Source organism: Acidihalobacter prosperus (assembly GCF_000754095.2).
Lineage (GTDB): Bacteria > Pseudomonadota > Gammaproteobacteria > DSM-5130 > Acidihalobacteraceae > Acidihalobacter > Acidihalobacter prosperus.
Map to the genome: position 1 here is coordinate 1 of NZ_JQSG02000004.1, position 23,413 is coordinate 23,413.

The 23,413-nt window shown below is 56.2% G+C and carries 35 protein-coding genes; 4 read left to right on the forward strand and 31 right to left on the reverse strand.

The window, feature by feature from the left end:
- On the forward strand, positions 1–225 hold a 225-nt coding region (locus tag THPRO_RS10215), incomplete at its 5' end, for an ATP-binding domain-containing protein (RefSeq protein ID WP_161489965.1).
- 47 nt (positions 226–272) lie between these two features.
- On the opposite strand, the gene THPRO_RS10220 is transcribed toward THPRO_RS10215, so the two are convergent.
- The 17 genes from THPRO_RS10220 to THPRO_RS10290 form a co-directional block, all read right to left on the reverse strand.
- Positions 273–476: a hypothetical protein gene (locus tag THPRO_RS10220; protein WP_038094038.1), complete on the reverse strand. Its 204-nt coding sequence runs from the start codon at positions 474–476 to the stop codon at positions 273–275.
- Positions 473–679, reverse strand: a complete 207-nt coding sequence (locus tag THPRO_RS10225; protein ID WP_038094035.1) for a hypothetical protein — start codon at positions 677–679, stop codon at positions 473–475. The genes THPRO_RS10220 and THPRO_RS10225 overlap by 4 nt, the downstream gene beginning before the upstream one ends.
- A gap of 10 nt (positions 680–689) precedes the next feature.
- On the reverse strand, positions 690–875 hold the full coding sequence (locus tag THPRO_RS10230) for a hypothetical protein (RefSeq protein WP_038094033.1): 186 nt from the start codon (positions 873–875) through the stop codon (positions 690–692).
- Positions 872–1,276 carry a hypothetical protein gene (locus THPRO_RS10235; RefSeq protein WP_065089601.1) on the reverse strand — a complete coding sequence of 135 codons (405 nt, stop codon included), beginning with the start codon at positions 1,274–1,276 and terminating at the stop codon, positions 872–874. Before THPRO_RS10235 ends, THPRO_RS10230 begins: the two co-directional genes overlap by 4 nt.
- Positions 1,277–1,425: 149 nt before the next feature.
- Complete coding sequence (locus THPRO_RS10240; protein ID WP_145930808.1) at positions 1,426–2,013, reverse strand: DUF5983 family protein; 588 nt, start codon at positions 2,011–2,013, stop codon at positions 1,426–1,428.
- Entirely contained in the window at positions 2,006–2,416 is a 411-nt protein-coding gene (locus THPRO_RS10245) for a hypothetical protein (RefSeq protein ID WP_145930809.1), read from the reverse strand. Before THPRO_RS10245 ends, THPRO_RS10240 begins: the two co-directional genes overlap by 8 nt.
- 329 nt (positions 2,417–2,745) lie before the next feature.
- A complete protein-coding gene (locus THPRO_RS16705; RefSeq protein WP_145930810.1) occupies positions 2,746–2,955 on the reverse strand; it encodes a hypothetical protein in 210 nt (69 codons plus the stop codon).
- Between the two features lie 273 nt (positions 2,956–3,228).
- Entirely contained in the window at positions 3,229–3,723 is a 495-nt protein-coding gene (locus THPRO_RS10250) for a hypothetical protein (RefSeq protein ID WP_145930811.1), read from the reverse strand.
- 182 nt (positions 3,724–3,905) lie between these two features.
- A complete protein-coding gene (locus THPRO_RS10255) occupies positions 3,906–5,639 on the reverse strand; it encodes a DUF4942 domain-containing protein (RefSeq protein WP_038094024.1) in 1,734 nt (577 codons plus the stop codon).
- 68 nt (positions 5,640–5,707) lie between these two features.
- Positions 5,708–6,097, reverse strand: a complete 390-nt coding sequence (locus tag THPRO_RS10260) for a phosphate-starvation-inducible PsiE family protein (RefSeq protein ID WP_038094022.1) — start codon at positions 6,095–6,097, stop codon at positions 5,708–5,710.
- Between the two features lie 383 nt (positions 6,098–6,480).
- Positions 6,481–7,224 carry an apurinic/apyrimidinic endonuclease family protein gene (locus THPRO_RS16710; protein WP_145930812.1) on the reverse strand — a complete coding sequence of 248 codons (744 nt, stop codon included), beginning with the start codon at positions 7,222–7,224 and terminating at the stop codon, positions 6,481–6,483.
- Positions 7,214–7,747 (reverse strand): DUF6878 family protein, encoded by a 534-nt coding sequence (locus THPRO_RS10275; protein WP_038094016.1) that lies wholly within the window; start codon positions 7,745–7,747, stop codon positions 7,214–7,216. Before THPRO_RS10275 ends, THPRO_RS16710 begins: the two co-directional genes overlap by 11 nt.
- Positions 7,748–7,876: 129 nt before the next feature.
- On the reverse strand, positions 7,877–9,607 hold the full coding sequence (locus tag THPRO_RS10280; RefSeq protein ID WP_082954591.1) for a cobaltochelatase CobT-related protein: 1,731 nt from the start codon (positions 9,605–9,607) through the stop codon (positions 7,877–7,879).
- Positions 9,608–9,966: 359 nt separating this feature from the next.
- Entirely contained in the window at positions 9,967–10,170 is a 204-nt protein-coding gene (locus tag THPRO_RS16715; RefSeq protein WP_145930813.1) for a hypothetical protein, read from the reverse strand.
- A 39-nt stretch (positions 10,171–10,209) separates the two neighbouring features.
- Entirely contained in the window at positions 10,210–11,169 is a 960-nt protein-coding gene (locus THPRO_RS10285; RefSeq protein WP_038094009.1) for a DUF3150 domain-containing protein, read from the reverse strand.
- 62 nt (positions 11,170–11,231) lie between these two features.
- Positions 11,232–11,441, reverse strand: coding sequence for a hypothetical protein (locus THPRO_RS16720; RefSeq protein ID WP_145930814.1), 210 nt, complete (start codon positions 11,439–11,441; stop codon positions 11,232–11,234).
- Complete coding sequence (locus THPRO_RS10290) at positions 11,441–12,040, reverse strand: deoxynucleotide monophosphate kinase family protein (protein ID WP_145930815.1); 600 nt, start codon at positions 12,038–12,040, stop codon at positions 11,441–11,443. Before THPRO_RS10290 ends, THPRO_RS16720 begins: the two co-directional genes overlap by 1 nt.
- A 215-nt stretch (positions 12,041–12,255) precedes the next feature.
- Between THPRO_RS10290 and THPRO_RS10295 the strand changes: the two genes are divergently transcribed.
- The gene (locus tag THPRO_RS10295) at positions 12,256–12,474 is read left to right on the forward strand and encodes a hypothetical protein (protein WP_070078625.1); all 219 of its coding nucleotides are present in this window, start codon (positions 12,256–12,258) and stop codon (positions 12,472–12,474) included.
- 254 nt (positions 12,475–12,728) lie between these two features.
- Here the strand turns inward: THPRO_RS10295 and THPRO_RS10300 are convergent, their stop codons facing one another.
- The 7 genes from THPRO_RS10300 to THPRO_RS10330 form a co-directional block, all read right to left on the reverse strand.
- On the reverse strand, positions 12,729–13,586 hold the full coding sequence (locus THPRO_RS10300; protein WP_038093998.1) for a WGR domain-containing protein: 858 nt from the start codon (positions 13,584–13,586) through the stop codon (positions 12,729–12,731).
- Positions 13,587–13,590: 4 nt separating this feature from the next.
- Positions 13,591–14,550, reverse strand: a complete 960-nt coding sequence (locus THPRO_RS10305; protein ID WP_038093995.1) for an AAA family ATPase — start codon at positions 14,548–14,550, stop codon at positions 13,591–13,593.
- A 204-nt stretch (positions 14,551–14,754) separates the two neighbouring features.
- The gene (locus THPRO_RS10310) at positions 14,755–15,804 is read right to left on the reverse strand and encodes a YqaJ viral recombinase family nuclease (protein ID WP_065089605.1); all 1,050 of its coding nucleotides are present in this window, start codon (positions 15,802–15,804) and stop codon (positions 14,755–14,757) included.
- 155 nt (positions 15,805–15,959) lie between these two features.
- Positions 15,960–16,706, reverse strand: a complete 747-nt coding sequence (locus THPRO_RS10315; protein ID WP_065089606.1) for a hypothetical protein — start codon at positions 16,704–16,706, stop codon at positions 15,960–15,962.
- Positions 16,707–16,796: 90 nt separating this feature from the next.
- The gene (locus tag THPRO_RS16725) at positions 16,797–17,315 is read right to left on the reverse strand and encodes a hypothetical protein (protein WP_145930816.1); all 519 of its coding nucleotides are present in this window, start codon (positions 17,313–17,315) and stop codon (positions 16,797–16,799) included.
- Complete coding sequence (locus THPRO_RS10325; RefSeq protein WP_038093986.1) at positions 17,257–17,553, reverse strand: hypothetical protein; 297 nt, start codon at positions 17,551–17,553, stop codon at positions 17,257–17,259. The genes THPRO_RS16725 and THPRO_RS10325 overlap by 59 nt, the downstream gene beginning before the upstream one ends.
- A gap of 120 nt (positions 17,554–17,673) precedes the next feature.
- A complete protein-coding gene (locus tag THPRO_RS10330) occupies positions 17,674–18,777 on the reverse strand; it encodes a ribonucleotide-diphosphate reductase subunit beta (protein WP_065089607.1) in 1,104 nt (367 codons plus the stop codon).
- 184 nt (positions 18,778–18,961) lie between these two features.
- Here THPRO_RS10330 and THPRO_RS10335 point away from each other — a divergent pair, with 184 nt between their 5' ends.
- Positions 18,962–19,225 carry a hypothetical protein gene (locus tag THPRO_RS10335; protein WP_038094115.1) on the forward strand — a complete coding sequence of 88 codons (264 nt, stop codon included), beginning with the start codon at positions 18,962–18,964 and terminating at the stop codon, positions 19,223–19,225.
- Positions 19,226–19,247: 22 nt separating this feature from the next.
- On the opposite strand, the gene THPRO_RS16730 is transcribed toward THPRO_RS10335, so the two are convergent.
- The 3 genes from THPRO_RS16730 to THPRO_RS17010 form a co-directional block, all read right to left on the reverse strand.
- Complete coding sequence (locus THPRO_RS16730; RefSeq protein WP_145930817.1) at positions 19,248–19,433, reverse strand: hypothetical protein; 186 nt, start codon at positions 19,431–19,433, stop codon at positions 19,248–19,250.
- Between the two features lie 322 nt (positions 19,434–19,755).
- A complete protein-coding gene (locus THPRO_RS10340) occupies positions 19,756–19,989 on the reverse strand; it encodes a hypothetical protein (protein ID WP_038094116.1) in 234 nt (77 codons plus the stop codon).
- Position 19,990: 1 nt separating this feature from the next.
- Entirely contained in the window at positions 19,991–20,149 is a 159-nt protein-coding gene (locus THPRO_RS17010; RefSeq protein WP_161489966.1) for a hypothetical protein, read from the reverse strand.
- 156 nt (positions 20,150–20,305) lie between these two features.
- Between THPRO_RS17010 and THPRO_RS10345 the strand changes: the two genes are divergently transcribed.
- The gene (locus tag THPRO_RS10345; protein ID WP_038094117.1) at positions 20,306–20,497 is read left to right on the forward strand and encodes a hypothetical protein; all 192 of its coding nucleotides are present in this window, start codon (positions 20,306–20,308) and stop codon (positions 20,495–20,497) included.
- A 146-nt stretch (positions 20,498–20,643) separates the two neighbouring features.
- Here the strand turns inward: THPRO_RS10345 and THPRO_RS10350 are convergent, their stop codons facing one another.
- The 4 genes from THPRO_RS10350 to THPRO_RS10365 form a co-directional block, all read right to left on the reverse strand.
- Positions 20,644–20,907 carry a hypothetical protein gene (locus THPRO_RS10350; RefSeq protein ID WP_065089608.1) on the reverse strand — a complete coding sequence of 88 codons (264 nt, stop codon included), beginning with the start codon at positions 20,905–20,907 and terminating at the stop codon, positions 20,644–20,646.
- Positions 20,908–21,186: 279 nt separating this feature from the next.
- Complete coding sequence (locus tag THPRO_RS10355; RefSeq protein ID WP_038094118.1) at positions 21,187–21,453, reverse strand: hypothetical protein; 267 nt, start codon at positions 21,451–21,453, stop codon at positions 21,187–21,189.
- Between the two features lie 12 nt (positions 21,454–21,465).
- Entirely contained in the window at positions 21,466–22,566 is a 1,101-nt protein-coding gene (gene dnaN / locus THPRO_RS10360; protein ID WP_052064739.1) for a DNA polymerase III subunit beta, read from the reverse strand.
- Positions 22,567–22,792: 226 nt separating this feature from the next.
- On the reverse strand, positions 22,793–23,314 hold the full coding sequence (locus tag THPRO_RS10365) for a lytic transglycosylase domain-containing protein (RefSeq protein WP_145930818.1): 522 nt from the start codon (positions 23,312–23,314) through the stop codon (positions 22,793–22,795).
- Between the last annotated feature and the right edge of the window lie 99 nt (positions 23,315–23,413).

A 23,413-nucleotide genomic window follows, 5' to 3' on the forward strand; every position in this document is an offset into this window, starting at 1 on the left:
GAAGAAGAATTCGGCCGGGCTTGGACGGTGACGCGCGCCTGCGCGCCGGTCATGCATGGCTATGCCATGACCGCGCATAAATCGCAGGGCAGCACATTCTATTGTTCGATTGTCGATGTCCGCGATCTGTATGGCATGGCCCGCAAGTCCGGCGCCGAAGATTATCATCGCGCTCTTTATGTTGCCGTGACCCGGGCGAGCGATTATGTCTGGCTTTGTATTTAGAGCGCAAAAAAAACGCGCCCCGAACTGGTCGGAGCGCGCTGGATGATTCAGTCGCCGATGGCGGACCAAACGGCCCAAGCCAAAACGATAACGACAATGGCAGCGGCCACAGCCCCTAGGGGCGTCATGTCGTGCATCAGCTTGAAAATCGCGCCGTAAATGACGCCGTGGATCACTGCTGAGCCGATCGCATGGCCCAGCCAGTGGCTATGATAGCCGCCATGGTGCCAATAAACTTCGCGATAGCTCATGTCTTGCCTCCTATGACGGGGTCGGCATTGAGTTTGTCGCTCAGCGCCTGCAGACCATAAACCAGGTCGTTGGCCCGGTCGATCAGTGCCTGCACGTCGATCTTGTAAGCTGCCGGGGCAGCTTTTTGCATATCCACCAGGTCGTTAACCAGAAAGACAGCCGAATGGCGGCTTTTGGTGCAGGTCTCTTCCAGAATATTCATATCTCGATCCTCAGTTAGGCAATTTGCCGATGAGCCCGCGGTACTTCCCCCATCGTTCGGGATAGCGATTGACCAATGTTTCGAGGTCGCTATTGGTTAGCGGGTTGGTTGGATGCCGGGCCAGTTCCATCACGTGCCGGTCGGCTTCTGCGATACGCTTGTGCGTTTCCCAGAACATCTGTTCCTGCGATTTCATCCCTTCGCTCCTATTGCCTGGCAGGCGATCGCGTACACATCGATCAGCGCCTCAGAAAGCGACGACGGCATGTCATCGACATCGATCTTGGATTGCTCGAAAGCCTCGACAAGCATCCTGCAGGCGGTACGCGCCTGGTTGTCCTGCTTCATCTGAATCACCGATGCGTCCGGTTTCGGAAAAGCCTCGACAGCGGATTCGATATTGAATTCAAGATACCCGCCCTTGATTTCTTCAAATTCGTCGTAGAGCAACGGCATTTCAGGCGTATCGTCCCATATCGTGCCTTCGTCGAAAGCGTTCGCAGCTTTCTCAAGGGCTTTTTCTTCGTTTTCGGCCTCGATGCCCACATGCACTTCGTGAGCGTAGTCGAGTGAATACGAAACAACGTACTTCGTCATTGGATCTCTCCTGTTCTGTTAATCGATCATGTCATGGCCGGCATGCGGTCCGGCGGCCGTTGAAGTGTTTTTTTGCCGCATTTTTTTCGTCAAAAAAACATGGGCGCCAAAGGCGCCCATGAGGATATGGATTGGCTTTTCAGAAAGGCTTAATTGATCGTATTCGTCGAACGGGAATCTTCTCCATAACACCGGATATCCGGAATCGGTTCTGCATCCGCATCCAGGTTGAGAATGTACGCGCCGTTGGACATGGCGTAACGAATCAGACCGGACAGTTCATCACTTGCGCCGAGCGCGGGGTCCAGGTAAACGAAATCTTCGTCGTCAAGCAGTTCCGGCAGAAACAGCGTCCAGCCATATTCGTGCGAAACAGTCCTGGGAAATCCGGCTTGGTTACGCGCGGCCATGTCGTCCAAGAGCTTGATATCGGAAGGCGAGAGGTGCGCGGTCGAAGCATCGACCATGGGCACCACGCCGGCCGGCAGTGTCTCGTCTGGCAGGTTGTTCGCCAACGCATCCAACGTTGTCGCCAGTGCCTCGCGATAGGCCGGAGAACCTATATTGAATCCTGCGCGCTGTTGCGCCAGCACCATGGATTCCAGTGCATCGATTGCAGCCGCCTCCGGCGACCCAGGTTCCAGTCCCTCATGCAAGGACTCGAAGCAAAGGGAGAGGTCTTCTGGAATGTCCGTTATCGCCCGAATGTTCTTGCATTGCTTGCACCCATCACACATTGTCTATCTCCTTGAGTAAAAGCCGAGCGGCTTCGACGTAATTCATCAACGCCTGGTGAGAATCGAGATAGCCGTCATCGGGCTCTTCGCATTCGTTTTTCGGTTGCCCCTGGTCGTCGTCCCAATCCCACAGCGACAATGCTGCAATGGATTCGACAAAACGGCGCATTTTCTTTTCTGAGGACAGTGCCGCAGTTTCGCCACTGAATTTGGCGACAGTCGCTTCATACCCACATTGAGGACACTGGCAATAGGACTCACTCGTCCAGCAGTGATCACCGAATGTTTCGCTGCCGTCGTCATGCACCACGCACATAACTTCAGCCGCGATATTAAAAGGCCCGAAGCTTTCGCAGTTCGGACATTGCATGCCTTCAAGACAGTTTGTGTTTGGATTTTCCATTTTGCCTCCAACGAGATTTTATGCCGGTAAGCGCCGGCATTCGCCTGTAAACGTTTTCAGGGAGGAGGCAACCCTGAAAACGCGCCCCGAAAGGGGCGCAGGCGTGTACTGCATCTATCCTTTTATGCGCTATGCTTCAAGCAACATGAAATATGAGATGTATCACATGCCAGATCTAGAACTGATAAAGGGCCATCGAGACCAAGCCGTAAAACGGCTCGGCGAGTGCCTGCTTGAAAGCTTGCGAAGCGCTTCACAAAAAGATCGTGCTGATGCTGAACGTGAAATGCTCAACATCGATCACCGCCTATCGAAAAAGGCAACCCTTGTTAGCGTTCAACGCGGCGAGCAGCCATAGACTCGACCCTGGCTAACATTTCTTCATCGATCAAGCGTATAGCCCTCTTGATTTCAGGCCGCAAATCCGAACTTTTGAGTTTTGCATAGAGAGAGACCAGATATTCCCTGTGCGACAAAAGGGATTCTTCGGTTGCGTTTTCGATTAGCGCATAAAATTCCTGCCAGAATTCACGATTCACTGTGTGCCTCCAAAATGAATATTGGATGTTGGTAAGCGCCGGCATTCGCCTGTAAACGTTTTCAGGGCGGAGGCAACCCTGAAAACGCGCCCCGAAAGGGGCGCAGGCGTGTTCAACTTTGCTTTGTTTTGCTTCGATGACTATAGGTCCGCTCTAGCGCGCGCAACCGCGTGCGGGCCTTGACGTAGGCCGGTGTGGCCTTTCTATGTTCTAGCTTGAGCAAACGTTTCCTGGCAACGCGAAGGCGTTCCAGCAGGCTTTTGTCTCTCCTGTTCATGCGCGTTGATCCATGAGGCTGGCCGCGCCCACGGTGGCTTCGTAACGATGTTTTGAACCACGCTTTGTGAGCAGCAGCTTTACCTGACCTTTGGGGAATCTCGCTGTGATGACGCCGCTGCTGAAACGCTGGCTTCCAACTTTCAGGTTGCGATATTTCTGGCCCACCCTGACGTTCAGGGTGGCGGCTGCAACCTCGTTTCTGGTGTCTGCGCGCCACCGTTCGACGCAACGCCGGGCGTAATAGACCTCCATGCCTCTAATGCCGTTTTCGACGCGTTTCAGTTCCGGGTCGTTCGGGTAGGCGAAAGTCTCACCCATCCGTTTCTCGACATAGCTGAAAACATCTGTTGTGTAAAACAAACCTGCGTCGAGCGCTTCTGTGATCACGGCCATGAGCATGAGCCGTTCGGGTTCGGATTCTCGACGTTCGTTTTGAATGTCGTCCCAAATCATAGATGCCTGATTGGTGTTCTCTGGGAATGGATACATGACAGTCATCCTCTTGAATGCGCGGCCTTGCGGTCGCGCGAATTAGATTGCTGAAAGTTTTCCCGCGACGAAGCGCGAGAGAGAAGGCCGCGAGAGTCTGCGGCGGGACGTGAAATCCATTCCGAAATCGCCGGACGGCGTCTTTGGAAAGGCCCGAGCGCGCAAGGCGCTCGGGTGATGTTTCAGGCAGCGAACAGATCGTTCTGCCGATGAGTTAATGCGGGCAAATCCCGTTTTTCGTGCTCGATGACCGTGTCGATATCGATACCCTTTTCTTTCTGGATATCTTTCAGGATCTCATCAAGCAATGCGTTAGCTTTAGCCTGGTTTTCAGAATCGGCCTTACTAGACACCTCGCGAATCAAGCCATTCCAGAACGTCCTGTTCCCAGGATGCGCTTCAGCCCGACGGCAAACTTCCTTGTCGAACTTCTCGGCGTTTTCGTACTGCAGCCAGAATGACTTGTCGACGCGTTCATCTTCCGGCGGCAGCCATTGCCGATGTCTTCCGACAATCAGGTTCAAGCGATCGATATGCTTCCTGTTACCGGGGAAGAAATGAATGGTGCCCGTCCCAGGGTAATAGCGAATGTCGAAGAAATCGCACGAAAGCCTGTTGCCGGCCGCGAGTTCCTCGTATCGTGAATTAAAAAGATCCACCAGCCCGAAATGTTCTGCCTGTGGATTGCCGTCCAGTAGCGCAAAGGTCTTGTCGAAATCCTCCAGCTTGTTTTTGGCCTCCCAATCCAGGGCTTTGCCGGAATAATTCGGCTTGAAATAAGGTAGTACAAAACGCGTGCCCTTGATGCGCATACCGCAAGTGCGATGCTTGTCGTTGGACTTCCATCCGCGATAATGCACGCGATTTCCCGTGTGATACTTTGTAATCTCGTCAAAGATACCGCACAGCATTTCAACCTGGATTTCCCCCTGATTTTCGACAAGACCAGAGAGAAAACCGCGAACATTGGCCACGGTAAAGTCCAACTCTTTGATTTCTTCAAAGCGTCGAGCGAATTCAGCCTTGATACCGGCTGTCAGCCGCGAGTTGATCTCCGTCATCCGAAGAATGTTGGCCCAGGCCGAGTTCTTCAGTTTCTGATATCGATCATGCAGCGCATCCCTGACCCACTCGGCTGAACGATGATCTCTTACATCGCCCTGCTCACCGATGATCTGCTCGAACGTGGGACCGAGCAGATTCTGGTAATACTCGGCGCGGGCTTCCGCGCGCACCAGTTCCTGCGTGGCCACCCAGGCCGCATTGAATGCGAGCACTGCGTTTTCGATGTTTGAGTTCGGAATCGCCAAATCCTGATGACAATCGATCTCGATGCTATCCGGCGCTCCGCTGTCTTTGCTGAGATCGACCAGCAATGTTCCCAGTAAATCCCGGCTGTCCGCCTTCTTTTCAAGGTGCACCAGGGCGATCTCGACATCGGTTTTGCGTTCGGCATTCGTGAAAGCGCCTTCAATGAACTCCACGCTACCGTGATCTTCAATGAGATTGAGCAGATGCTGTCGCTCCCGGCTAAACGGATTGCGTACCGTTTCTGCGTTGAGGATCGCCACGATCTCTCCATGCCAAAGAATGTCCCAGGCATGCAAAACATGCTTGACGCCTTCGGCAAATGGCGGGTTCATGATGATGTGAGAATACTGGGCGCCCTTGTCGTAAGACAGGAAGTCCAAACCCAGCACGGTCGCGCCGAGTTCGCGCAATCTTGGATGATGCCGCATGTCGATCTCGAGACAGTCGAAGTTCCGACGATACTCGTATTTATTCGGCATCCTTTCGAGCAAAGCTCCGCTTCCTGCTTCCGGCTCCAGCACGCGCTCGAACCTTCGATTGCGAAACAATGCCCACGCGCGGTCCGCCAAATCCGGCGGCGTTGGGTAAAATTGATTGTCGTTCATAAAAGTCTCCTGAACGCGGAGACACAGCCCCGCTGGGACTGTGCCCCGCTGGGGTTGATGTTGCCGGCTCAAGCCAGCCTGTAAATTTTCCCGGTCAACCAGCGCCCACCAAGGAGCGCCAGGAAGACGCCGATGAGGACGCCGGCGCCCATGGGGGTGACATGGCCCGTGTAGGTCTTGTCGATGATTTCTCGCGCGATGAAAATCAGGCACACGTCCAGCAGAAACGCCAGGCGCAAGGCATGCTCCATCGCCCAGGTCGCACTCATCCAGGCGAGTTCAATCAAGGCAAGCGAGGTCAGAACGTCAGTGACCATCGAACGAATATCGAGCGGATTGCTCGGGGGGATAGCCAGATCGATGGCCACATGAACGAGACCGATCAGCGCCATCAGTTGCAGCAGCACTGACGCGACCCACATGAGGATCGCCGTGCCCCAGTAATGCAGTTTCTGCATGTATTTTCTCCCTGTGTTCCGCGATAACGCCGCGGAGACGTGAAAATGGCAGGCGGTGTCAAACCGTCTGCGATCATCCGTCTGCAAGGAGACAGGCCCGGGATATCCGGGCCTGCTTGGTTTACCGGCCTCTGCAGGCCTTGCGATTTCTCTGCTTCTTCTTGTCCTGAACCACTCGCGGCCGAAACCGTGGCGTACGGACTTGCTTGGCGATGGGGTTCCTGCGTTTCATCAGTAATTCCTCAACCGTTTTGCATGAGTTTTATTCGAATTTTGCTTTATTGAGTTATCCGGCGATGACCGCGCCGGAGCGGTATCAATCTTTCCGTAGCGCGAATGCGCTCTGGAAAGATCCCCGGCCGAAGCCGGGGAACAGGAATGATTTAGAAAAAGAACGGTCTTGTTTGGCCGCCTTCAGTGAACATAGTGGCTTGTGGGTTGGCGCATAACAGCATTTCCCACCACCACGGCTCGTTGGCGAGCTGCCCATGAGTGTCTGCGTCGCCGGCATTTCCAGAAAGGTGTATTTCAATGCACCGGTCGCTGGATAACAGTCTTTTTAGAAGCCGATCGTTTCTCTCACCAGTCCTATGGACGAGGATGTTGATATGTGACAGATCGATGGCGTACTTCACTCCAGACCGAAATAACGCCTCATATTCATCCCAGGTCGAGATGAGATAGTCAGCGCGGCTTGGGTACATTCCTTCGATGCCCACCGGAATACCCATTCTTTCTTCCAGGGATCGAGTGTTCTCAAAGATTTCCTCAAGCGTGGCGTTTTTCCGATGGCCCGCATGCCAGGTATAAGCCGGAGAACGGAATGCGCCGGCCATATCGACTACCCGATTAAAGTAATCCGGATATCGGTCAAACGTGGACGCATCTGCGTCTACGGGCCAGCCCTCGACGTGAACATTGGCATGCAGCCTGAAGCTTACGTCGGGATTTTCAGCCATCAGGTCTTCCGCGTCTTCGTGCGACAGATTGCCAGGATTCTGCGGGCATATCTGGACATGCTCGACAGAGAGCGCGCCTAACAAGGGCTCGCTCGAGTTTCTGGCCGCACTGATCGCTGTTTTCACCCGCAATCCACGCCAGGCACCGAGACTGACGTTACAGTTCATGACTGTAATCCACGGTCTCGATAATATTGTCCGAATGCTCCAACTCAATAACGCCTTCCGGAAATTCTTCGCAGGGCGAAATGAAAGTGATGGTACCCCGACCGCCCTCGTCGATTTCATATCCATCGTGACCGAAATGGTTAATGAGGCATTCGGTAAAATACGAAAGAAAATCTTCGAGCGGGATACTTTCAACGAACACCTTGATTCCTGTTCTGTACCTGTTCTCAAAATTCAAGAACGTTATGGGGCCGTCTGGTAATCCGTCTGACAAGTAAATATCTTCAACGCCGCCCGAATCTCCTTCACCATAGTAGGTCACCTCGCACCGAGCTTGGGCAGTGAATTTTAACGAATTCATCAGCACCAATTTGTTAAAGGAAATGATCTTTCCGTTGAGAGCCTTGATGCTATCAACGTCCGTCTGCATTTCCGAAACCATGTTCAAAATCTCCAGAGCCTTCTCCTGCTCATCGGATTCGAAATTTTGGCGAATTAACGCCTCTGTTGCTATTTCACGCATGTTTTTTCTCCTCTATACCCGTGATGGGCAAATTAGCCCGGCAATACCGGCCGGGGCGGTATCAATCTTTTCGCAGCGGGAAATAGCTCTGAAAAGATCCCCGGCCGAAGCCGGGGTAAGGAAAAGACGTTATGCAGCCGCCATCAGGCGCGAACGCAAGGCTGACAGCACCGCGTCTGCGATCTGCGTGGGATTGGACAGCACGGAATAACGCGGGCAGAACTGCTGGACCGCATCCGCGCCGATACCAAGACCATAGAGTTCGATGCCGGAATTCAGCACGCGCTGCGCAACTGCCTGGGCCGCCGGTAGATTGTTCGGCATCCCATCGGTTGCGATCATCAGAAGCTTGCGCTCCTCGCGTCTGGCCGCCAGTCTCAACCCGGCATGCCACAAGGCTTCCGCCGTCGGCGTGCCGCCGTTGGCGGCGACGCCGCCAATGATGGCGTGGGCGCTTTGCAAGGGCTGCTCGAAGTGCTTGAGGATGTGAACGGAACTGCCTGCAAATGCCAGCAGTTCTGTTTTGACGTTGATGGTCTGATTGACTTCCGCCAGCACGATCAACGCCTGCTTCGCCAACAGGATTTCCTGTCCAGCCATGGACCCGGAACAATCCAGCACCACGGAAACCGCGGGGTATGGCAACGGCCGTTTGACCTTGTGGCGATAGATGCGCCGATCGCCCATCAGGGCTCTATGAAGACGCCGACTATCCAGGCGACCTTCCTCGCTAACCATTTGACGGCGACGAGTCATCGACTGATATTCGGCGACAATGCGCCGCTGCAGTTCGCGGGTTTCGCCCCGCACGGTCTCTTCCAGCTGATGATAGGCATCGGCATTCTTGCCGCCAAAACCATCATGTAGCGACTCGCCGGCCGTGAAGCCGCCTTCGGCTTCCGCCGTTGCCTCATTGATGGCCTGCTCGGCCGCTTTCGACCGATCGAGCAAGGATTTGACTTCCGGATTGTCATTCATCATTGCCCGGATGGCCTCTCCGCAGCCCGCGCCGTGGCCGCCCGTCTGTGCTTTTTCGTCACCAGCGTTCGGCGCGTTCTGACCAGAATCGCCGCCAGACGGCTGTCCTCCCGATGCAGGTGCGCCGGAATCGTTTGCAGTAGCGTCGTTGGAGGCGCCGCTTCCATTGTCGTTTCCGGCTTGATTGCCTTGATCGCCCTGATGTTGTTGGTCTTGCTGCTGCTGTTCTTCATCGGCTTCGTCAGCGATTTCCTCGAGTAGCTTCTCGATTTTTCGCGTCAGTTTGAAACCGGCTTCGGTCGAATCGACCGAATAAAGATGCTGCGACAACAGGGCGTCAAGACGCATCCTTCCGTTTTCGCCCAGGGCTTCTTCGACGGGCTTGACCAGAGGTGCGTGAAGCTTCTCCACGTCGTGCCCCAGTACGTTCATCCTGCCCCAGGTGTCCACGTAGTGCGTCAACGCGGGACCCGGTTCGAGCGTGCTGGACGGCGCTTTTTCATCTTGCGCCATGTATTCCACCGAAAGTTTCAGGTTTTCACGGCAACCCAGGTAATCCTCGCCCAGGCGTCGTTCGATGAAGGTGTCCTCGATGGCATTGTGCAGGTTGTGTACGAACTGCCGACGCTTGGGGTCGACGCTCCCCAGCTGCTTTTCGGCTGCCGAGAAATCCGTATAAAGCACATGCCCGCATTCATGGTCGATATCTCCCGTGATGATGCGGGTCTGGCGTTCATCGGCGTCCAACGGCAACGGGTTCGAATAGATCGTGTTCCCGTCGGTCCGTGGCGGACCCCTGAAAACAAGCTTGATGCCTTTTTGCCCGGTCAGCGCCCGACACACGGCCGGTAACGAGCGAGCAAGATTCTTCGCCTTGTTCATGGGCGATTCTCCTTACGGTGTGCGCGCCGGATAACGCCGGCGCTCGTGGTTGAAATCCCAAACCGATACAGGGAACGGCCCGTATGGGATAGGGACAACAGGGGGCGGAGCAGGAGGGACCCGGTTGAGACGAACGCGGGCTGATTTATGGAAAATTAAAGTCGAATGTGCTTTAAGGCGGGCGATTATTTCACCCGAAAATCATGAAGGGCGCCATAAGCGCCCTCCATGTGTGCCGAAAACCGGCGAATTATTTGTGATGCGTGTCCTTGCGATGGTCAGAATCGTGCTCGTTCCACCACACGACGATGCCGAAAGCCACCACAAGAAGGGTCACAACGATCAACCCGGGTACCAGGCTAACGTGTTCCATCGACATTCTCCTTCAGTAACCGTACGGCGAGCCATTCGGAAACAATGAATACAGCAGTTGACCACAGCAACGTGAACCCATGCGTATTCCATTCGACTAGGCCATGGTAGCCAAAGAACCCGAATTGGGCAACGGCCACTATTCTGAACGTATCGGCCAGATGTCTGGCCTGCTCTTGATTGAGTTTCATCGAGCCTCCTTGCGCGCATTTCCATCATCGGGCCGGAGATCACCAGATGACTTCTGCCTCTCCCACAGTTTCATGCTCATCATCATCTTCGACTGATGCCGGGATTTCGGCTTCGGGATCGACCTGAGCCACGGTTCCAGATAACAAATCCGCCGGCAGCGTGACATCAAACAGCTTTTGCCCATTCTTCAGCGCGCGCGCGAAGTCGCTTTCTTCGCTCAGACGAAGCAGCATCTGACTGAGCGCAAGCGCGTGCAACGGGCTGTAATCGGCGTTGCGGATGCCGCGAGGCACGCTGGCCAGTATTTGCTTGAGTTCCTGCGCAATGAGACGAAGCGGCGGCGCGATGTAGCCCAACCCTTCGACCTTGCGCGCGATTTCATCGAGCGCGGAAAGCTTGGCTTTCGGTGTCTGCGATTCCATCGCCTGCGCTGCGCGCTGCGCCACTTCGTGCAACGCGCTACCCAGTACGCCCTCGCGGACAATCCCTTCTTCAGTGGGCACCAGTTCGATGGTCTTGGGATTCAGATACTCGAACCTCAGCTGCTCGTCCAGGTAGTCCTTCGAAGGCTGCGCAGCGCTGACCACGCTGATAAAGGCATCGGTATGTTCGAAGCCTTCTGCGTCGCACGATTCTCGCAATGCAGCCAGATGTTGCTCGCAGACCTGATCGTAGTGGTCTAGCAGAAGCTGCTTCTCGGCGTAGAACTCGGTTTTGATGGTTTCCAGCTCGCGCAGCAGTTCGTCCTGTCGGCCCGGGTTGATGACCCAACCGAAGAACTCCGAGCGGGTCGCATGCTGCATCAGCAGCGAACGCGCGCGGCCGCGTTGTTTCGCCAGGGGGTTGATGGCTTCCTGCGGCAGCACAGACTGACGCAGCAGCGGTTTCATGGCCTGCGGGATATGGTCAATCCCCAGGATGCGCTTGATGTCGTTCTCGCCGGCCAAGCGTGACGGCGAGATCAGCGAGATGGCGACATTGAATACATGGACTTTCATACGTCCTCCTTGTTGCCCGTGTGGGCAAGTGTTTAGTGACCGAAGCCGAAGCGACGGATGCGTCAGGAAAGAGAAGGGTCTTTCGGCCCAATGTGGAAATCGTGATCACCGCACTCTGGCGGACAAGGCTTCAGATAACCGGCCTCGCAGTCTTCATGAACTTGGCCGCAGGGCGCGATATCTCCCAATTTGCAGGCGCACTCGCCAGTGGAGTACAAGCCGTCGAAGCCGTTGGCTTCCAGGTAATTGATGATTATTTCGATAACACTCATTACGCCACCTCCGCATCGAGCAGCATCCGGTCGACGACGCGCTGCAGATCGTGAATCGTTCCGTGGTTGAACACGGTTTTGTCTGCAACCGCTTCGGCCAGAGCAGTTTCTGAAATATGCGCGGATACTGAAGAAATGCCCGTCCGTTCAATACGCCAAAAAAACGCATTCAGCGACATGAGCGCAGCGTGTTCATTCGGGAATCTCATGTCTGATACGACATGATTCATCTGTGGCTCGGCACGGATGTCTGAAATAACCGGCTCAACGAAATAATCCGGCTGCTTCGCCCGGCGGAAATCTCCCCATCGCTGGAGGATATAGCGCGGCGAAAAGACAGCGTCCAATTTCGGCGCCTCTTTAGCCATGAGGTACGCCGTGAATTCCGCCTTATGGCAGCGGCTTAGTTTCAGCGCGTCCATCGGTCGTTCCTTGGTATCTCGCCTGGCGAGCACTTTGAACGGCACATCGAACGCCGCCGAAACCTCTTCGTACAACAGGTCTGCGAACGCATGGCGTTTGAATCCGTATGCGCTCACCAGATAATTGGCGACCGTGTCCTTTCCGGAGCCGGCCGCGCCCGTGAGTCCTAAGATCATATGGATCTCCATAGGTGTTCAGCCGACAGGCTGATATTGAATCAATGCTCCAACTCAGAGCCGTTGGAGAGGCTGTTACGGCGAAGCCAGACAGGCTTTGCGGTAAGAGCGGTTAACTGTCAGCGTTGATTGCGATGAGTTGCATTCCGTTGTCTTTTGGTATGTTTTAGGCAGCTATTAGCGGCAAACACAGTTGCGAAAAAGAGGCAATGTCTATGTCCGATGAACTTGACTACGAATCGCGCGTGAGTGAGCGTAAACGGAATCGAATACCGCTTTCTGAAACGGACGATGAAAACCTAGAACACACCCTGTTTTTTACCGTCTTCTTGACACCTGAGCAGCAGGCTGAAGTGCGAGGCACGGACGATTACTTGGAAAAGCGGCGGCTCATTGTTCGATATTCGGAAGAGTTCGCGGAAAGCGATGATTGAATATGCGCGCCACTTATAATCAGGTGGCGCGCATTATGCTTAATCCTTCCTGACGCACCAGGTGTTTACCGGAGGTGCATATTTCCCGCGCCGGGGCCATATGCCCCGCCGGGGTTAAAAAAATCCGCAATGCGGAATTCGATAATCCGACTCAAAGCCGTCGGAGAGGCTGTTACGGCGAAGCTCGTTACGCTTTGCGGTAACACAGCCGGAAAGGCTGGAAAATGCGCCCCCAATCAATGGGGGCGATGTGATTACCAGTAAACGCACTCAGAGGTGTTTGCATCCTCAAGAATGCGAACCTTTGTGTCGTTCGTAAACCAGTGCTCGCGCACGGCGCGCACCAGGTTTTCCTTTGGGTACCCCTGGGGGATTTTTATCCGATCCCAGTCCAGACAGATACCCAATTTTCCATTGTCGCCATCTACAGCGGAGAAACCGCCGGCGTTTCGAATCAAAACGGCAAGAAACAACGGCACGGTCAACTGATGCAGCGATTCGCCGTACTCCAGCGTTCCGCTGCCAACCCCATTGATGGAAAGCCATCCATCACGGCTCACGTCGCGCTCGATGAGCGCCTTGCGCGCTGTTGGGATCAAGCCATCTATGAACGCTTGCGGCGGATAACCGAAATGAAGGTCGTCGTCATCTACGGCTGAAAAAGTCACCTGCCCTTCTGGCGTCAGATGAATGCAGGGCGCCAGTCCCGCCGTATTCAGCACGGTATTGACCAGCGTGACCGCATCATTGAGATGGTCGATAGTTATAGGCTTTGGAGCGAACCATGCGACGCTGCGACCCGGGTTGGCGGGTGGTTCTTCCGAAACACCCTTGCCGACAAGCACCCCGTGTTCCAGAAATTTTTCGTCAAAGAATCGTTCCTGGTCGAAGTTGGGATCATTTGCGACAGCCGGGCCATAACCTTTTCGGGTTTTTTCATCCACTTTGGCGCGAGCATAGACATCCGCTTTATAGGGCGAACTGAACGAATAGGTTTTCACTTGCCCCTTGGTGCCGTTCGCACCCCAGAAGACATAACACGTGCTGTTTCTGACTAAGACGGCCCAGAACTTGTCTGAGCCGTTTTTATCGTAAATGAGAACTCTTTCCATAGCCTCACCCCAGGTTCAAGCCGAACATCCGCTGGAACACTTCTCCGACAGCTGTGCGTTCGGTTTCGCCGAGCATGTCGAAATAGGCGTCGGCAAAGGCTTCTCCGATGTCTCGGAAAGCCAGCGTAGAACCTGCCCACTCCTTGAGGTTGCGAACCGTGAATGGCAGAGAGACTTCCTGCTCGGCCACGAGCGACCGGATAGCGCAGGCCGTTTCGACCATCAATGAAGACAAGGTCTTGTTGGTCTCAGGCAGTTCCACCACCGCGTTGATACGCGGGAACGACCGCGTGATGATCTGCTCTTCCAGGTCAGGTGGCAGGTAATTCACCCGCAGTCCGGCGAACCGGGAGCGCGTCGCGCCATTCTGAGCCTGGGAGCCGGCATAAATGCCGGACTCGTCGATCCCGCCTGCGGTGTTGGCGGTGACCACGAAGGTCACGTTATCGGCCGCCATCACGGTTTCGCCGGTTTCCGGGATGGTGATCTTCCCGGTTTCCAGCAAACGGTTGAACTGCGCGGCCACCGTCGAAGGCGCCATATTGAACTCGTCCAGCACCACGATGGCGCCGGGTTCACGCATGGCCTGAGTCAGCGCGCCGTAACGAAACGCCGTCTCGAATCCATTCTTGCTTTCAGCCGCCTTGAGTTCGAAGGTTCCCAGCAGCTCACGCAAACTGGTTTCCTCGCCGATGCTGATGACATGGACGGGGCGCTTGAGACGCGCGCCGACCTGCACCATCAACTCCGTCTTGCCGCAGCCTGACGGACCGTGTATCCACATCGGTTTGCGGTTATTGATGTTCTTGAGCACACGCTTGAGATTCCGATACTCGAACACATAGTTCGGGTCCGGCTGGACTTGCTCGTGGTCGCCCAGCGGGCAGATCTTGTCGAGCGGGATCTGCTTGGTATCCGCCACCGGAGAAGTCACGCCGAAGGCGTCGTAAAGGGAAATACTCATGAGTTATCCTCCTGATGGAGGCGCACACCCCTGTTCGGGGTATGAGCCCCGCGGGGGTTGATGGAAGGCCGGTTGTACGGGCCGGCTCCGCTGATGGGATAACGCGCATGGGCGCGCTATTCGATCAACGATTGTTTGGCGTTATTTCGGTCGGATTTCAAAGGCATCACCGGCCCGAACGGGCCGGTCATACCTTGAATCAAATCACCAGGCGAACTGACCTTCGCCTGCCTGTTGCTCGGCTTGCGCCGATTCCGCAATGGCGGCCTTGACATCGGCTTTGACTGCCTTCTCGGAGACTTCCGACGAAGGCGCCATACGGACCTGCTGGCGCGGCTTCTTGCGATAGCCGTCCAGTTCCGCGTCACTGAGGTTCGGCAACAGGTCCTCGCGGACCTTGTTCCAGTCGATTGAGCCCTGGACCTGAAAACGTGTCAGCTGCACGCCGAACGCATTGGCCCTGACGAATTCACCCATCAGTTGAACGAGCTTGTCCTGCTCGGCACCCATCGCCTGCTTGAGGTCTTTCATCTGTTCCTCGAGACGTTTGAGGTTGGACTGATGTTCGAGCCAGGCACCGGCAGATGCTTTCCAGGCGCGAATGTCCGCCAGATTCTCGGGCACGAACTCATCGCGTTCGGGGTCCTTGGGCGGTTCTTTCCGGTCCTTGACCATCTGCCAGAAGGCCTCGCCGGCTGCGATTATTTCGTCGATCGCCTGCGGGTCGCGCGCGATCTCGAACTCTTTCCAAACCTCTTCGCCGGTGTCGCTCTCTTCGGGTGTCAGATAAAAGCAAAGCACGCCCTTGTCAGCTTCGGTCACCAGCATCTGATGCTGTACCTGCCACCAATACAGCTGGTAGGCCTTGGATGCCTCGCCTTGCTCAAGCACCTCCGCCATCACGCTGGATGACGGCGCCTTGAGTTCGACCGGGATGCGTTTATCCGTCAGACCGTCGAGCGAAGCGCGGAATAACGGGTTTGCCGACCATTCGGCGCAGACGGGCAGCAGAACAACGTTGTGTCGTTCCTCATAGCATTGACGCGCTCTGTCTTCATTGCCTTCGCCACGCCTGACATTGGGATTGCGCGACAAATATTCTGGGGCAACCTTGCCCGTTTTTTCAGCCCACAGCCGCCAGGGGGTCTTGTACGGACTATGCCCCGTGGTCACGGGGCTTTCGCTGGCCGTGATGCCATTTCTTCGCCAGTCGAGCCAGGCCTCTGACTTCTGGTCGAGATTCACTATCTTCACATTGATTACCTCCTTGCCGTCCAGTCAGTAAGGCGGACGGTGCCGTCATGAATCGGCGGTTACGGCAAAACCGGATGGGCTTTGCGGTAATGAAATCCGGAGGTTTTTATTGGGAGAATGAAGTGCCCGGTTTTACCCGGGCACTGAAAGGGTTTTCAGTGATGGCTGTGCTCACGCACGTCTTCATAATCCATCGCCTCGTCCAGAGGCATGGGTTCGAAGAAATCCGGGTCGATTTCCGGCGGCAATTCCGCCGGCTCAGGTTCGGGCGCCGCAGGTTGCCGACGCTCGTCCAGATGCACGACCTTGGGATGCTGCACGCGCGGGGTGTCGGGATTCAGACTGACCCGCGTCTTATGGATGATGGCCGAGACGATCGCGGCGGCTTCCTCGGCATAAGCGCCAGAGAAATGCGCTTCCTTGCCGCGGCGCACCGCGTTGACCACCTTCTCGATGGACTGACGGCCTTCCGACTGCCAGCGCGCACGCATGTGCGCCGTGTAATCGCCGGCAAAGCCGGCCGGAGGCGCGAACGCTCCGCGTTTTCCGGGCGTGGTGTCGACCACGATCCGGTTTTTCGCCGCCGCCTTGATTTCGGCTTCGGCCTGCTTCAAGGCTTCCGCTTCCGCCTGCTTGCGGGCTTCCGCCTCCACCTTCTCACGCGCTGCCTGTTCGGCACGCGCGGTCTTTTCCGCTGCAGCGGCCTTGAAGGCGGCTACAGGCGCTGCCGCCGCTTCACCTGACGCGCGAGCGACAGGCTCGACCGCTTTGGCGGCCTTTCTGGCAAACAGCTTCGTACCCCTGAACATGAGGCGCAAGGGCAAATAAACCATCATCGCAATGATGGCGGAATCGAACAGGAAAAGCATGAAAAACCCGACTGCATTTTCCACCTGTTGCATGATAAACCTCCCATGGTGAGGCTGATGTTCAGCGGCGTCCCGCTGATCGTTTATTCGACCTATGCCCCGGTCGAAATGGGGTGAAAAACCTTAAGGCGCGGTCGCGCCATCGTGGTGATAGATCATGCGTGCGGCGCGCAGCGTATTGACCTTCAACTGTCGGCTGACCCACGGCACGCGAAACATGTATTGGTCGCACGCGGCGTCGTAGATCACTTCATCGCCTTGCGGCGTCCAGGCGGCCACATCGATCAGATACGCCTGGCGCACCAGGGCCGAGTTGAAGGTTTCTTCGTCAGGCAGACGTGAGCGCCACCAGGCCGTCACCAGTTCCCGATAGTCAGGCCCCAGTTTCTCCGCGGCCTGAAGACCCGGTTCCCACCAGATTGCGCTGACGCCTTCGCCCGGATTGAAATCGCCCACGGATCGGGGCGGCAACCGGCGAAAAGCCAGTAGCCTGTCCGACCTTACGAGAAACTGCAGACGGCGCTTGTGATGCGCTTCTCCAGTCAATCCGTCTTCCGGGTCAACGAGTTCCAGCACCTGACCATCAAGGGCGACGCTGATTCGGCCTTTGAGTTTTTTCATCAGCGGATGATTGAATGACATGGTGTTTCACCACTCCTTTGGGGTTGCTGTCTTTTCCGATGAACTGCCGGTACACGACCGACATCGGCTCGTCTCTGATTTCCCAGGTCACGAACCGTCCTTTGCGTTCGATCAGGTAGGCGGTTTTGCCGCCGAAGATCGACCAAAAATGATGCGTGGCGTCAGGCGTTCGACACGCGCAGGAATCCTGCACGCGCGCGCCGCCCAGGGCCGCCGCGAGTTCGGCAATAATGCTCATTGGGGTTTCCTCTCGATTGCTCCGCGATTGAGGGGAGGCGGAGACTCCGGTCTTCTGCTTCGCTTCGAAAAGCGGTTCAGAAGACCGCCGGCTGATGCCGGCGGGAGGAAGGTGGAGGTATCAGTCCCAGCTTAATGCGCCGCCGGTCTGATATTCGGTGACGCGCGTCTCGAAGAAATTTTTCTCCTTGCGCAGGTTCGCCTGCTCGTCCAGCCACTCGATCGCGTTCTCCGCGCCCGGGAAAGGCTCTTCGAGGCCGAGCTGCTTGGCGCGGCGGTTGGCGACGAAGCGGAACTGGTCGCTGTGCATCTCGGCGGTGTAGCCAAGGATCGGGTCGGGCAGGAGGTAGCGGGCGTAGCCGCTTTCGGCGGCCTCGGCCTCGTCCCACATCTCGCGGATGGCCTTGGGATCGGGGCGGATGTTTTCCTCCAGCATGATCTGCTTGGCCACGCGGATGCCGAAGCTGGCGTGCATGACTTCGTCGCGCATGATGTATTGCAGCTGTTCGGCGGTGCCCTTCATCAGGCCGCGGCGTTGCAGGGCGAAGATGGGGGTGAAGCCGTTGTAGAACCAGCTGCCTTCGAACACGGCGGCGAAGAAGATGTACGCCATGAGGAAGTTCATCAGTTCGTCGCGGTCCTTGAGGTCGATGTCGGGACGCAGGACGGAGTCGAGCCGGCGGTTGGCGATGCGGATCTTGGCGTGGATCTCGGGGACCACGCGGTAGCGGTTGTAGATCTCGCCCTGGTCGAGGCCGATGGTTTCGATGCAGTGCTGGTAGGTCCAGGTGTGCAGGGATTCCTCGTAGACCTGGCGGGCCTGGTAGATCTGCAGCTCGGGCGCGGACATCTTTTCCATCACCGCGAGGCCGATGTTGCGCATGGCCAGGATGTCGGAGGTGGTCAGGTAGGCGAGCACGTTCTCGTAGACGTGGCGTTCTTCCAGGGTGAGCTTGTGGAAGTAGTCGTGCACGTCGGAGGCCATGTTGATGTCGAGCGGCGTCCAGTGGTTCTTGTTGGCGTTGAGGAAGTAGTTCCACGCCCAGGGGTACTTGAACGGCGCGAGCTGGTTGATGTCGGTCAAGCCGTTTACAACACGCTTGTCATCGGCCTTGACGGGTTGGCTCTCGCGTTCATCTTCGGCGGACCCGATAATGTTTTGCGCGCCCGCGTTATCAGGCTCGCGCCTGACTGCGGGCGCAAGCGGATCGTCCCAGTCTTTCATGACGAGGCTCCTGTGGTTTTTAAGGGATAGGCCGGGCTGCGCGCCGGCTGACGTTGAAACCAAAGCGTATGCGGGCGGACGCACGGATACGGTTTGGCCTTATGCTTACAGAGATCTGGGGATGCTTGCTAATGCGGAAAACCTTATATGATCCTATACAAAGCAATCATTCAGGAGGAATGAAATGGAACAAGCGCTTTCACAATACGAAAAAATGATGCAGGCGCCGCATCAGTTAGATGACGACGAACTCGACCAAGCGTTCAAAAAATTCGATATACCCTTTGAGATGAGAATGGAGATTCTGGCAAGACGCGCAAAATTCGTCATAAAAGATCCACTTCACGCCAAGACATTCGCCGCACTTGCAAGATTCCAGTTTGATGAAGTGGATCGACTTATCAAGCTGAAAGAAAAGATGAACGAAAGGAATATCAAGGTGGTTTGAAACCACCCTGATAATCAAGTCGTTATTTCCGGGCTTCTTGCCTGGCTGCTATTTCTTCCTGTATTTGCTCTATCATCTGCTTATATCTTCTTTCTTCTTCTGGGTATAGCACAGCAAGCTTTCTTGACGCTTCTATAGCTTTCAGAAGTTGCTCGTCGCTTCCATTTTCCAGAAACTTTTTGAAATCTTTCAAACTTTCGTTGTACATGTTGTCTCCTTTTGGGCCGCTACATCCAAAAAGAGTGGTTTTCCGTCAGCGGCAGCGGACGGACCCCCCCGTCTGCGGGGGGATTCCCCGCAGACGGGTTAAATGCGGGTGTGACCACCCGGATTACCTCAGTCTTTTATGACGAGACTTCTGTAGTTTTTACTTCTGTAGTTTTTAAGGGATAGGCCGGGCTGCGCGCCGGCTGACGTTGAAACCAAAGCGTATGCGGGCGGACGCACGGATACGGTTTGGCTGGCGCCTAAAGTCGATGGGATAGCGTGACAGCCGCAGTGATGGCGGCGGAGTCACCCGCGACGGTGGATTACCGCCGCGAGTGTTTTTCCACGAAATACAGGACCATCATCAGCAGGCCGCTGATGATGCCTGTGCCTGTCGGAAGCCAAAAACTCACGGCTCCGCTCATGAACATGGAAACGAATACGGCCGAGAAAGTTGCGGCCACCAAAATCCATGCGATCGCATGGCGTGCTTTGGTGTGTATTTCATTCATGTTCGTGCTCAAGGGCTGTTGGCGGGCGTGCATGGTCTGCTCCATTCTATTTCGAAAGGAAAAGCAAGACAAACGACACGCCCGCCGCGAGCGCGGTTGCCCCGATATCCCAGGGCGTCGGGTTACCACCTGCAGCCAGGTGCTTCATCCCGAGCACAACCGCTCCCCACAGCCCGAGAGACATCAGTCTCAGGGCGTGCTTCATCTTGAATTTCCTCCTATTGATTAAAGTTGATTAAAGTTGGCGTTGTTCGACGGAGAAGGCCGTCGATCCTTGGGAAACTTCACCATTCTGGCATGCCCAGGAAGGCGTGCTAGGATGATGGCATCTCTCAACAAACAGACACCCAGGAGGGTTACCGTGAACACCGAAAACACCATTGATTTTGTCAGCTATCGCAAGCGCCCCGAAGTGCGCAGCCGAGTGCTCACCCGCCGGCACGAGCAGCTCCGCAAGGAGAACCCGGAACTCGCCGAAAAGCACGACCGACTGCTGGAGGCGATTTTCGAAGATCCGGAAGTGCAGACATTCTGCGAAGAAAACGACATCTAGGTGTCGCTTGAATCAAGAAGCACGGCGTCTTAGCGACGCCGTGTCTTGTCTTTAACCTCAAAGAATTCTCCTGCTGTTAAGCAGTGAGTGGCTAAGCGAAAACAAAGAGCCCGCTTTGTGCGGGCTCTTTGACTGTGTGAGAGGTATCAGTTGTACCGATACCCCGCAAGGAATCCGTGAACTTCCTCGCTGGACAATCCGATCCTGTCGGCGGCCTCCCAGACCTTGGCTTCCGCCAGATCCGGGTCTTTGGCATACAGGGCATCGAAACGCGCTTTCAAAACCGCAAGTGGCCGCACACGACGGTCGCGACTCTCATCCCCGTATACACGGGGGGAACGACGGTCACGCGAATACAGGTTGAAGAACGCAGCAACGATGGGATTTTCACGGTCTTTGATCATGGTCATGATAGTTCTCCTCTGGGCCGCTACTCCCATTGGAAAATTTCATGTCCCATCCGCGTAGCGGAGAGGACATCATGACCCCCATCGCGGGAGAGATGTCCCGCAGATGGGTGCAATGTCCGGGATGCCTCCCGGAAGTTGTCTTGCGATAAGCTCGCAAGCGGCTTTGTGAAACCTGATCGTTACGCCTGACGGCACACGCTGTCAAGCGCTCGCATATCGGGCATCGCTCCATGCCTGAAATGCGCCGCCCCGAAGGGCGGCAAGTGGGTTTTACTGACGTTATGGGAACAGCCGGATCTGACCCTGGCTCTCCAATTTCGTGCGGTACGACTGATCGCTGCAGTGCCCGATCGCCTCGCTTTCCGTCTTGCAGTATTCACCGCACTCCGGACAAAGCCAGTATTCGCCCTCGGTGATCGTTGGCTGGCAGCACTCTATGGCCTCGTCTTCTTCATTGTATTCCGCGCCGCATTCATCGCAGCGAAAGAGCTGGACTTTTTCGATGACGCAATCCGACGAGGAATTCTCTGCGTTCGGGTTTTCCATGGGAGACCCTCCTTAGAGACGATACTGTGACAGCGTGACCGAAACGTCCGGCTCGGTCCCGGTCAACAACATAGGTCTGTCCGCAGACGTGATATGAATGCGGATTTCTTCCCCGGGCAGTACCGAGATGGCATCCAGCAGATAACCGAGCAGGAATCCGACCGTGAGCGATTCCCCTTCGTAGTCGGCATCGATGTCGATGCGGCCGGCGTCGGCGTTCCCTGTCGAGTTCGCTTTCAGGGTCAGCTTGCCCTGCGACACTTCGGCGGCGACGGCGCGGTACTTCGCATCGGAAAAACCGCCAACCAGGTCGACGGCTTCGCGCAGTTGCTCGCGATTGACCACGACGGGCGTAGGCACTTCCTTCGCCAGTATCCGCTGATAGTCCGGGTAGGTGCCGTCGACGAGAATGGTGGTCAGGGCGAAGCCATCCACTTCGAAACGCGCCTGACGTTTGTTCAGCTTGACGACAACGGTCTCGTCGCTCTTCGGCAATGCACGGCTCAATACCGTCAAGGCTGCATGCGGAATAATTCCGCTCACCCCGGAGGCATCACCCGTGTAGATCATGCTCTGTACCAGGCAACGGTGACCGTCGGTAGCCACCCAGGTGGCGATTCCGCCGTCGATCTGCAGATAGGCGCCGTTGAGATAGGTGCGCACGTCGTTTTCCGCGGCGTGCATGGCGGCGGACTTTATGGCCGTGTGCAGCGCCGATGCGCCCATCTGGACGCTGACATCGTCTTCAGCCTGTTTTCCCGGCAGCGGAAAATCGACGCTGTTATAACTTGAGAGCGTGAAGTGGCCTCGGCCGCAGGTCACCTTGACCTTGGGTTCGGCACCTTTTCCCCGCGCGAATTCGACGTATTCGCCAAACCCACCGGAGGCAATAGCCGCCAGTTTGTCCAGCGGGGCCGTGAACGGATCGCTACCGCCTTCGGCAGGCAGTGTCGCGTACGCCCAGGATTTCATATCGGTCGCCGTGATGACGAGCGTATCCTGCGTCGCCTCTACCAGCACATGACTGAGTATCGGCATCACGTTCGCGCGCTTGACCAGTGTGGACAGACGGCCGAGCGCTTCGGCCAGCGCCTTGCGTTCCACTTTGAACATGAGGTATCTCCTGTTTAAGACGCGCACGCAAAAGCCCCAGACGCGCAAAACGCGCGCACGGGTATCCCGCGTACACAAAAACCAATAGGAAGTGCGCCATTCGGCGCGAACGAGTGCGGCGAATGCCGCGGTACAGATGTCCGGTTGCCCGGGAATTCAGTCCGGCGTTGCCGGAATCATTGGCCGCGATGCGTTCGCGGGGACGGTTTGCAGAATATATATCACGCTATCTTGGGCTGTGCAAGCCCGCGAGATCGCGGATCGAGGCGGCCACTTTCAGCCGGTAGCCGGCGGCCAGCCGGCGCGTGTGCGAGTGATACCAGCCGATCGCGCGGGCGAGATTGCCGTGAGCCTGAGACAAATAGTTTTTCAGGATGGCGGCGGCCACCGCGAGGTTGATGCAGCCGTCATTCTGTACCTCGGCCCGCGTGATGCCTATCCGCGCCAGCTTCGGCATCCAGAGCGTGTTCACCTGCATCGGACCTAGATCGTAGGTGCCGTTGCCGTCCTTTACCGCCTGTCCTGGGCGCCCGCCTTCCGTTTGCATGATTCCGAGCAATGCCCAGGGGTTGATCTTGTCGGCTCGGGCCACCGTCAACACGCATTGCGGCGTCGGCCAACGCGGCGCGGGCGCCGGAGCGCTCCACGCGGGCGTCGGCAGACCGACGGCGGCCATCAGGCCGACCGCAACGATCATCGCGCTCACGAAACGAAGATTCACACCCGGATCATGTCCCGATTCGGGCATCAACGCTCGTCCAGCGCATCGGAAATCACGAAAAGACCCCTTATTTTGGATTATTTGGGAAAAAACGGCTTGATCGCCTACTTCATCCTTGTATTCGGC

Coding starts and splice junctions, on each gene's coding strand:
- THPRO_RS10220 (WP_038094038.1), bottom strand. CDS start 476: ATGAGCTATCGCGAAGTTTATTGGCACCATGGCGGCTATCATAGCCAC.
- THPRO_RS10225 (WP_038094035.1), bottom strand. CDS start 679: ATGAATATTCTGGAAGAGACCTGCACCAAAAGCCGCCATTCGGCTGTC.
- THPRO_RS10230 (WP_038094033.1), bottom strand. CDS start 875: ATGAAATCGCAGGAACAGATGTTCTGGGAAACGCACAAGCGTATCGCA.
- THPRO_RS10235 (WP_065089601.1), bottom strand. CDS start 1,276: ATGACGAAGTACGTTGTTTCGTATTCACTCGACTACGCTCACGAAGTG.
- THPRO_RS10240 (WP_145930808.1), bottom strand. CDS start 2,013: ATGTGTGATGGGTGCAAGCAATGCAAGAACATTCGGGCGATAACGGAC.
- THPRO_RS10245 (WP_145930809.1), bottom strand. CDS start 2,416: ATGGAAAATCCAAACACAAACTGTCTTGAAGGCATGCAATGTCCGAAC.
- THPRO_RS10250 (WP_145930811.1), bottom strand. CDS start 3,723: ATGTATCCATTCCCAGAGAACACCAATCAGGCATCTATGATTTGGGAC.
- THPRO_RS10255 (WP_038094024.1), bottom strand. CDS start 5,639: ATGAACGACAATCAATTTTACCCAACGCCGCCGGATTTGGCGGACCGC.
- THPRO_RS10260 (WP_038094022.1), bottom strand. CDS start 6,097: ATGCAGAAACTGCATTACTGGGGCACGGCGATCCTCATGTGGGTCGCG.
- THPRO_RS16710 (WP_145930812.1), bottom strand. CDS start 7,224: ATGAACTGTAACGTCAGTCTCGGTGCCTGGCGTGGATTGCGGGTGAAA.
- THPRO_RS10275 (WP_038094016.1), bottom strand. CDS start 7,747: ATGCGTGAAATAGCAACAGAGGCGTTAATTCGCCAAAATTTCGAATCC.
- THPRO_RS10280 (WP_082954591.1), bottom strand. CDS start 9,607: ATGAACAAGGCGAAGAATCTTGCTCGCTCGTTACCGGCCGTGTGTCGG.
- THPRO_RS16715 (WP_145930813.1), bottom strand. CDS start 10,170: ATGAAACTCAATCAAGAGCAGGCCAGACATCTGGCCGATACGTTCAGA.
- THPRO_RS10285 (WP_038094009.1), bottom strand. CDS start 11,169: ATGAAAGTCCATGTATTCAATGTCGCCATCTCGCTGATCTCGCCGTCA.
- THPRO_RS16720 (WP_145930814.1), bottom strand. CDS start 11,441: ATGAGTGTTATCGAAATAATCATCAATTACCTGGAAGCCAACGGCTTC.
- THPRO_RS10290 (WP_145930815.1), bottom strand. CDS start 12,040: ATGATCTTAGGACTCACGGGCGCGGCCGGCTCCGGAAAGGACACGGTC.
- THPRO_RS10295 (WP_070078625.1), top strand. CDS start 12,256: ATGTCCGATGAACTTGACTACGAATCGCGCGTGAGTGAGCGTAAACGG.
- THPRO_RS10300 (WP_038093998.1), bottom strand. CDS start 13,586: ATGGAAAGAGTTCTCATTTACGATAAAAACGGCTCAGACAAGTTCTGG.
- THPRO_RS10305 (WP_038093995.1), bottom strand. CDS start 14,550: ATGAGTATTTCCCTTTACGACGCCTTCGGCGTGACTTCTCCGGTGGCG.
- THPRO_RS10315 (WP_065089606.1), bottom strand. CDS start 16,706: ATGCAACAGGTGGAAAATGCAGTCGGGTTTTTCATGCTTTTCCTGTTC.
- THPRO_RS16725 (WP_145930816.1), bottom strand. CDS start 17,315: ATGTCATTCAATCATCCGCTGATGAAAAAACTCAAAGGCCGAATCAGC.
- THPRO_RS10325 (WP_038093986.1), bottom strand. CDS start 17,553: ATGAGCATTATTGCCGAACTCGCGGCGGCCCTGGGCGGCGCGCGCGTG.
- THPRO_RS10330 (WP_065089607.1), bottom strand. CDS start 18,777: ATGAAAGACTGGGACGATCCGCTTGCGCCCGCAGTCAGGCGCGAGCCT.
- THPRO_RS10335 (WP_038094115.1), top strand. CDS start 18,962: ATGGAACAAGCGCTTTCACAATACGAAAAAATGATGCAGGCGCCGCAT.
- THPRO_RS16730 (WP_145930817.1), bottom strand. CDS start 19,433: ATGTACAACGAAAGTTTGAAAGATTTCAAAAAGTTTCTGGAAAATGGA.
- THPRO_RS10340 (WP_038094116.1), bottom strand. CDS start 19,989: ATGGAGCAGACCATGCACGCCCGCCAACAGCCCTTGAGCACGAACATG.
- THPRO_RS17010 (WP_161489966.1), bottom strand. CDS start 20,149: ATGAAGCACGCCCTGAGACTGATGTCTCTCGGGCTGTGGGGAGCGGTT.
- THPRO_RS10350 (WP_065089608.1), bottom strand. CDS start 20,907: ATGACCATGATCAAAGACCGTGAAAATCCCATCGTTGCTGCGTTCTTC.
- THPRO_RS10355 (WP_038094118.1), bottom strand. CDS start 21,453: ATGGAAAACCCGAACGCAGAGAATTCCTCGTCGGATTGCGTCATCGAA.
- dnaN (WP_052064739.1), bottom strand. CDS start 22,566: ATGTTCAAAGTGGAACGCAAGGCGCTGGCCGAAGCGCTCGGCCGTCTG.
- THPRO_RS10365 (WP_145930818.1), bottom strand. CDS start 23,314: ATGCCCGAATCGGGACATGATCCGGGTGTGAATCTTCGTTTCGTGAGC.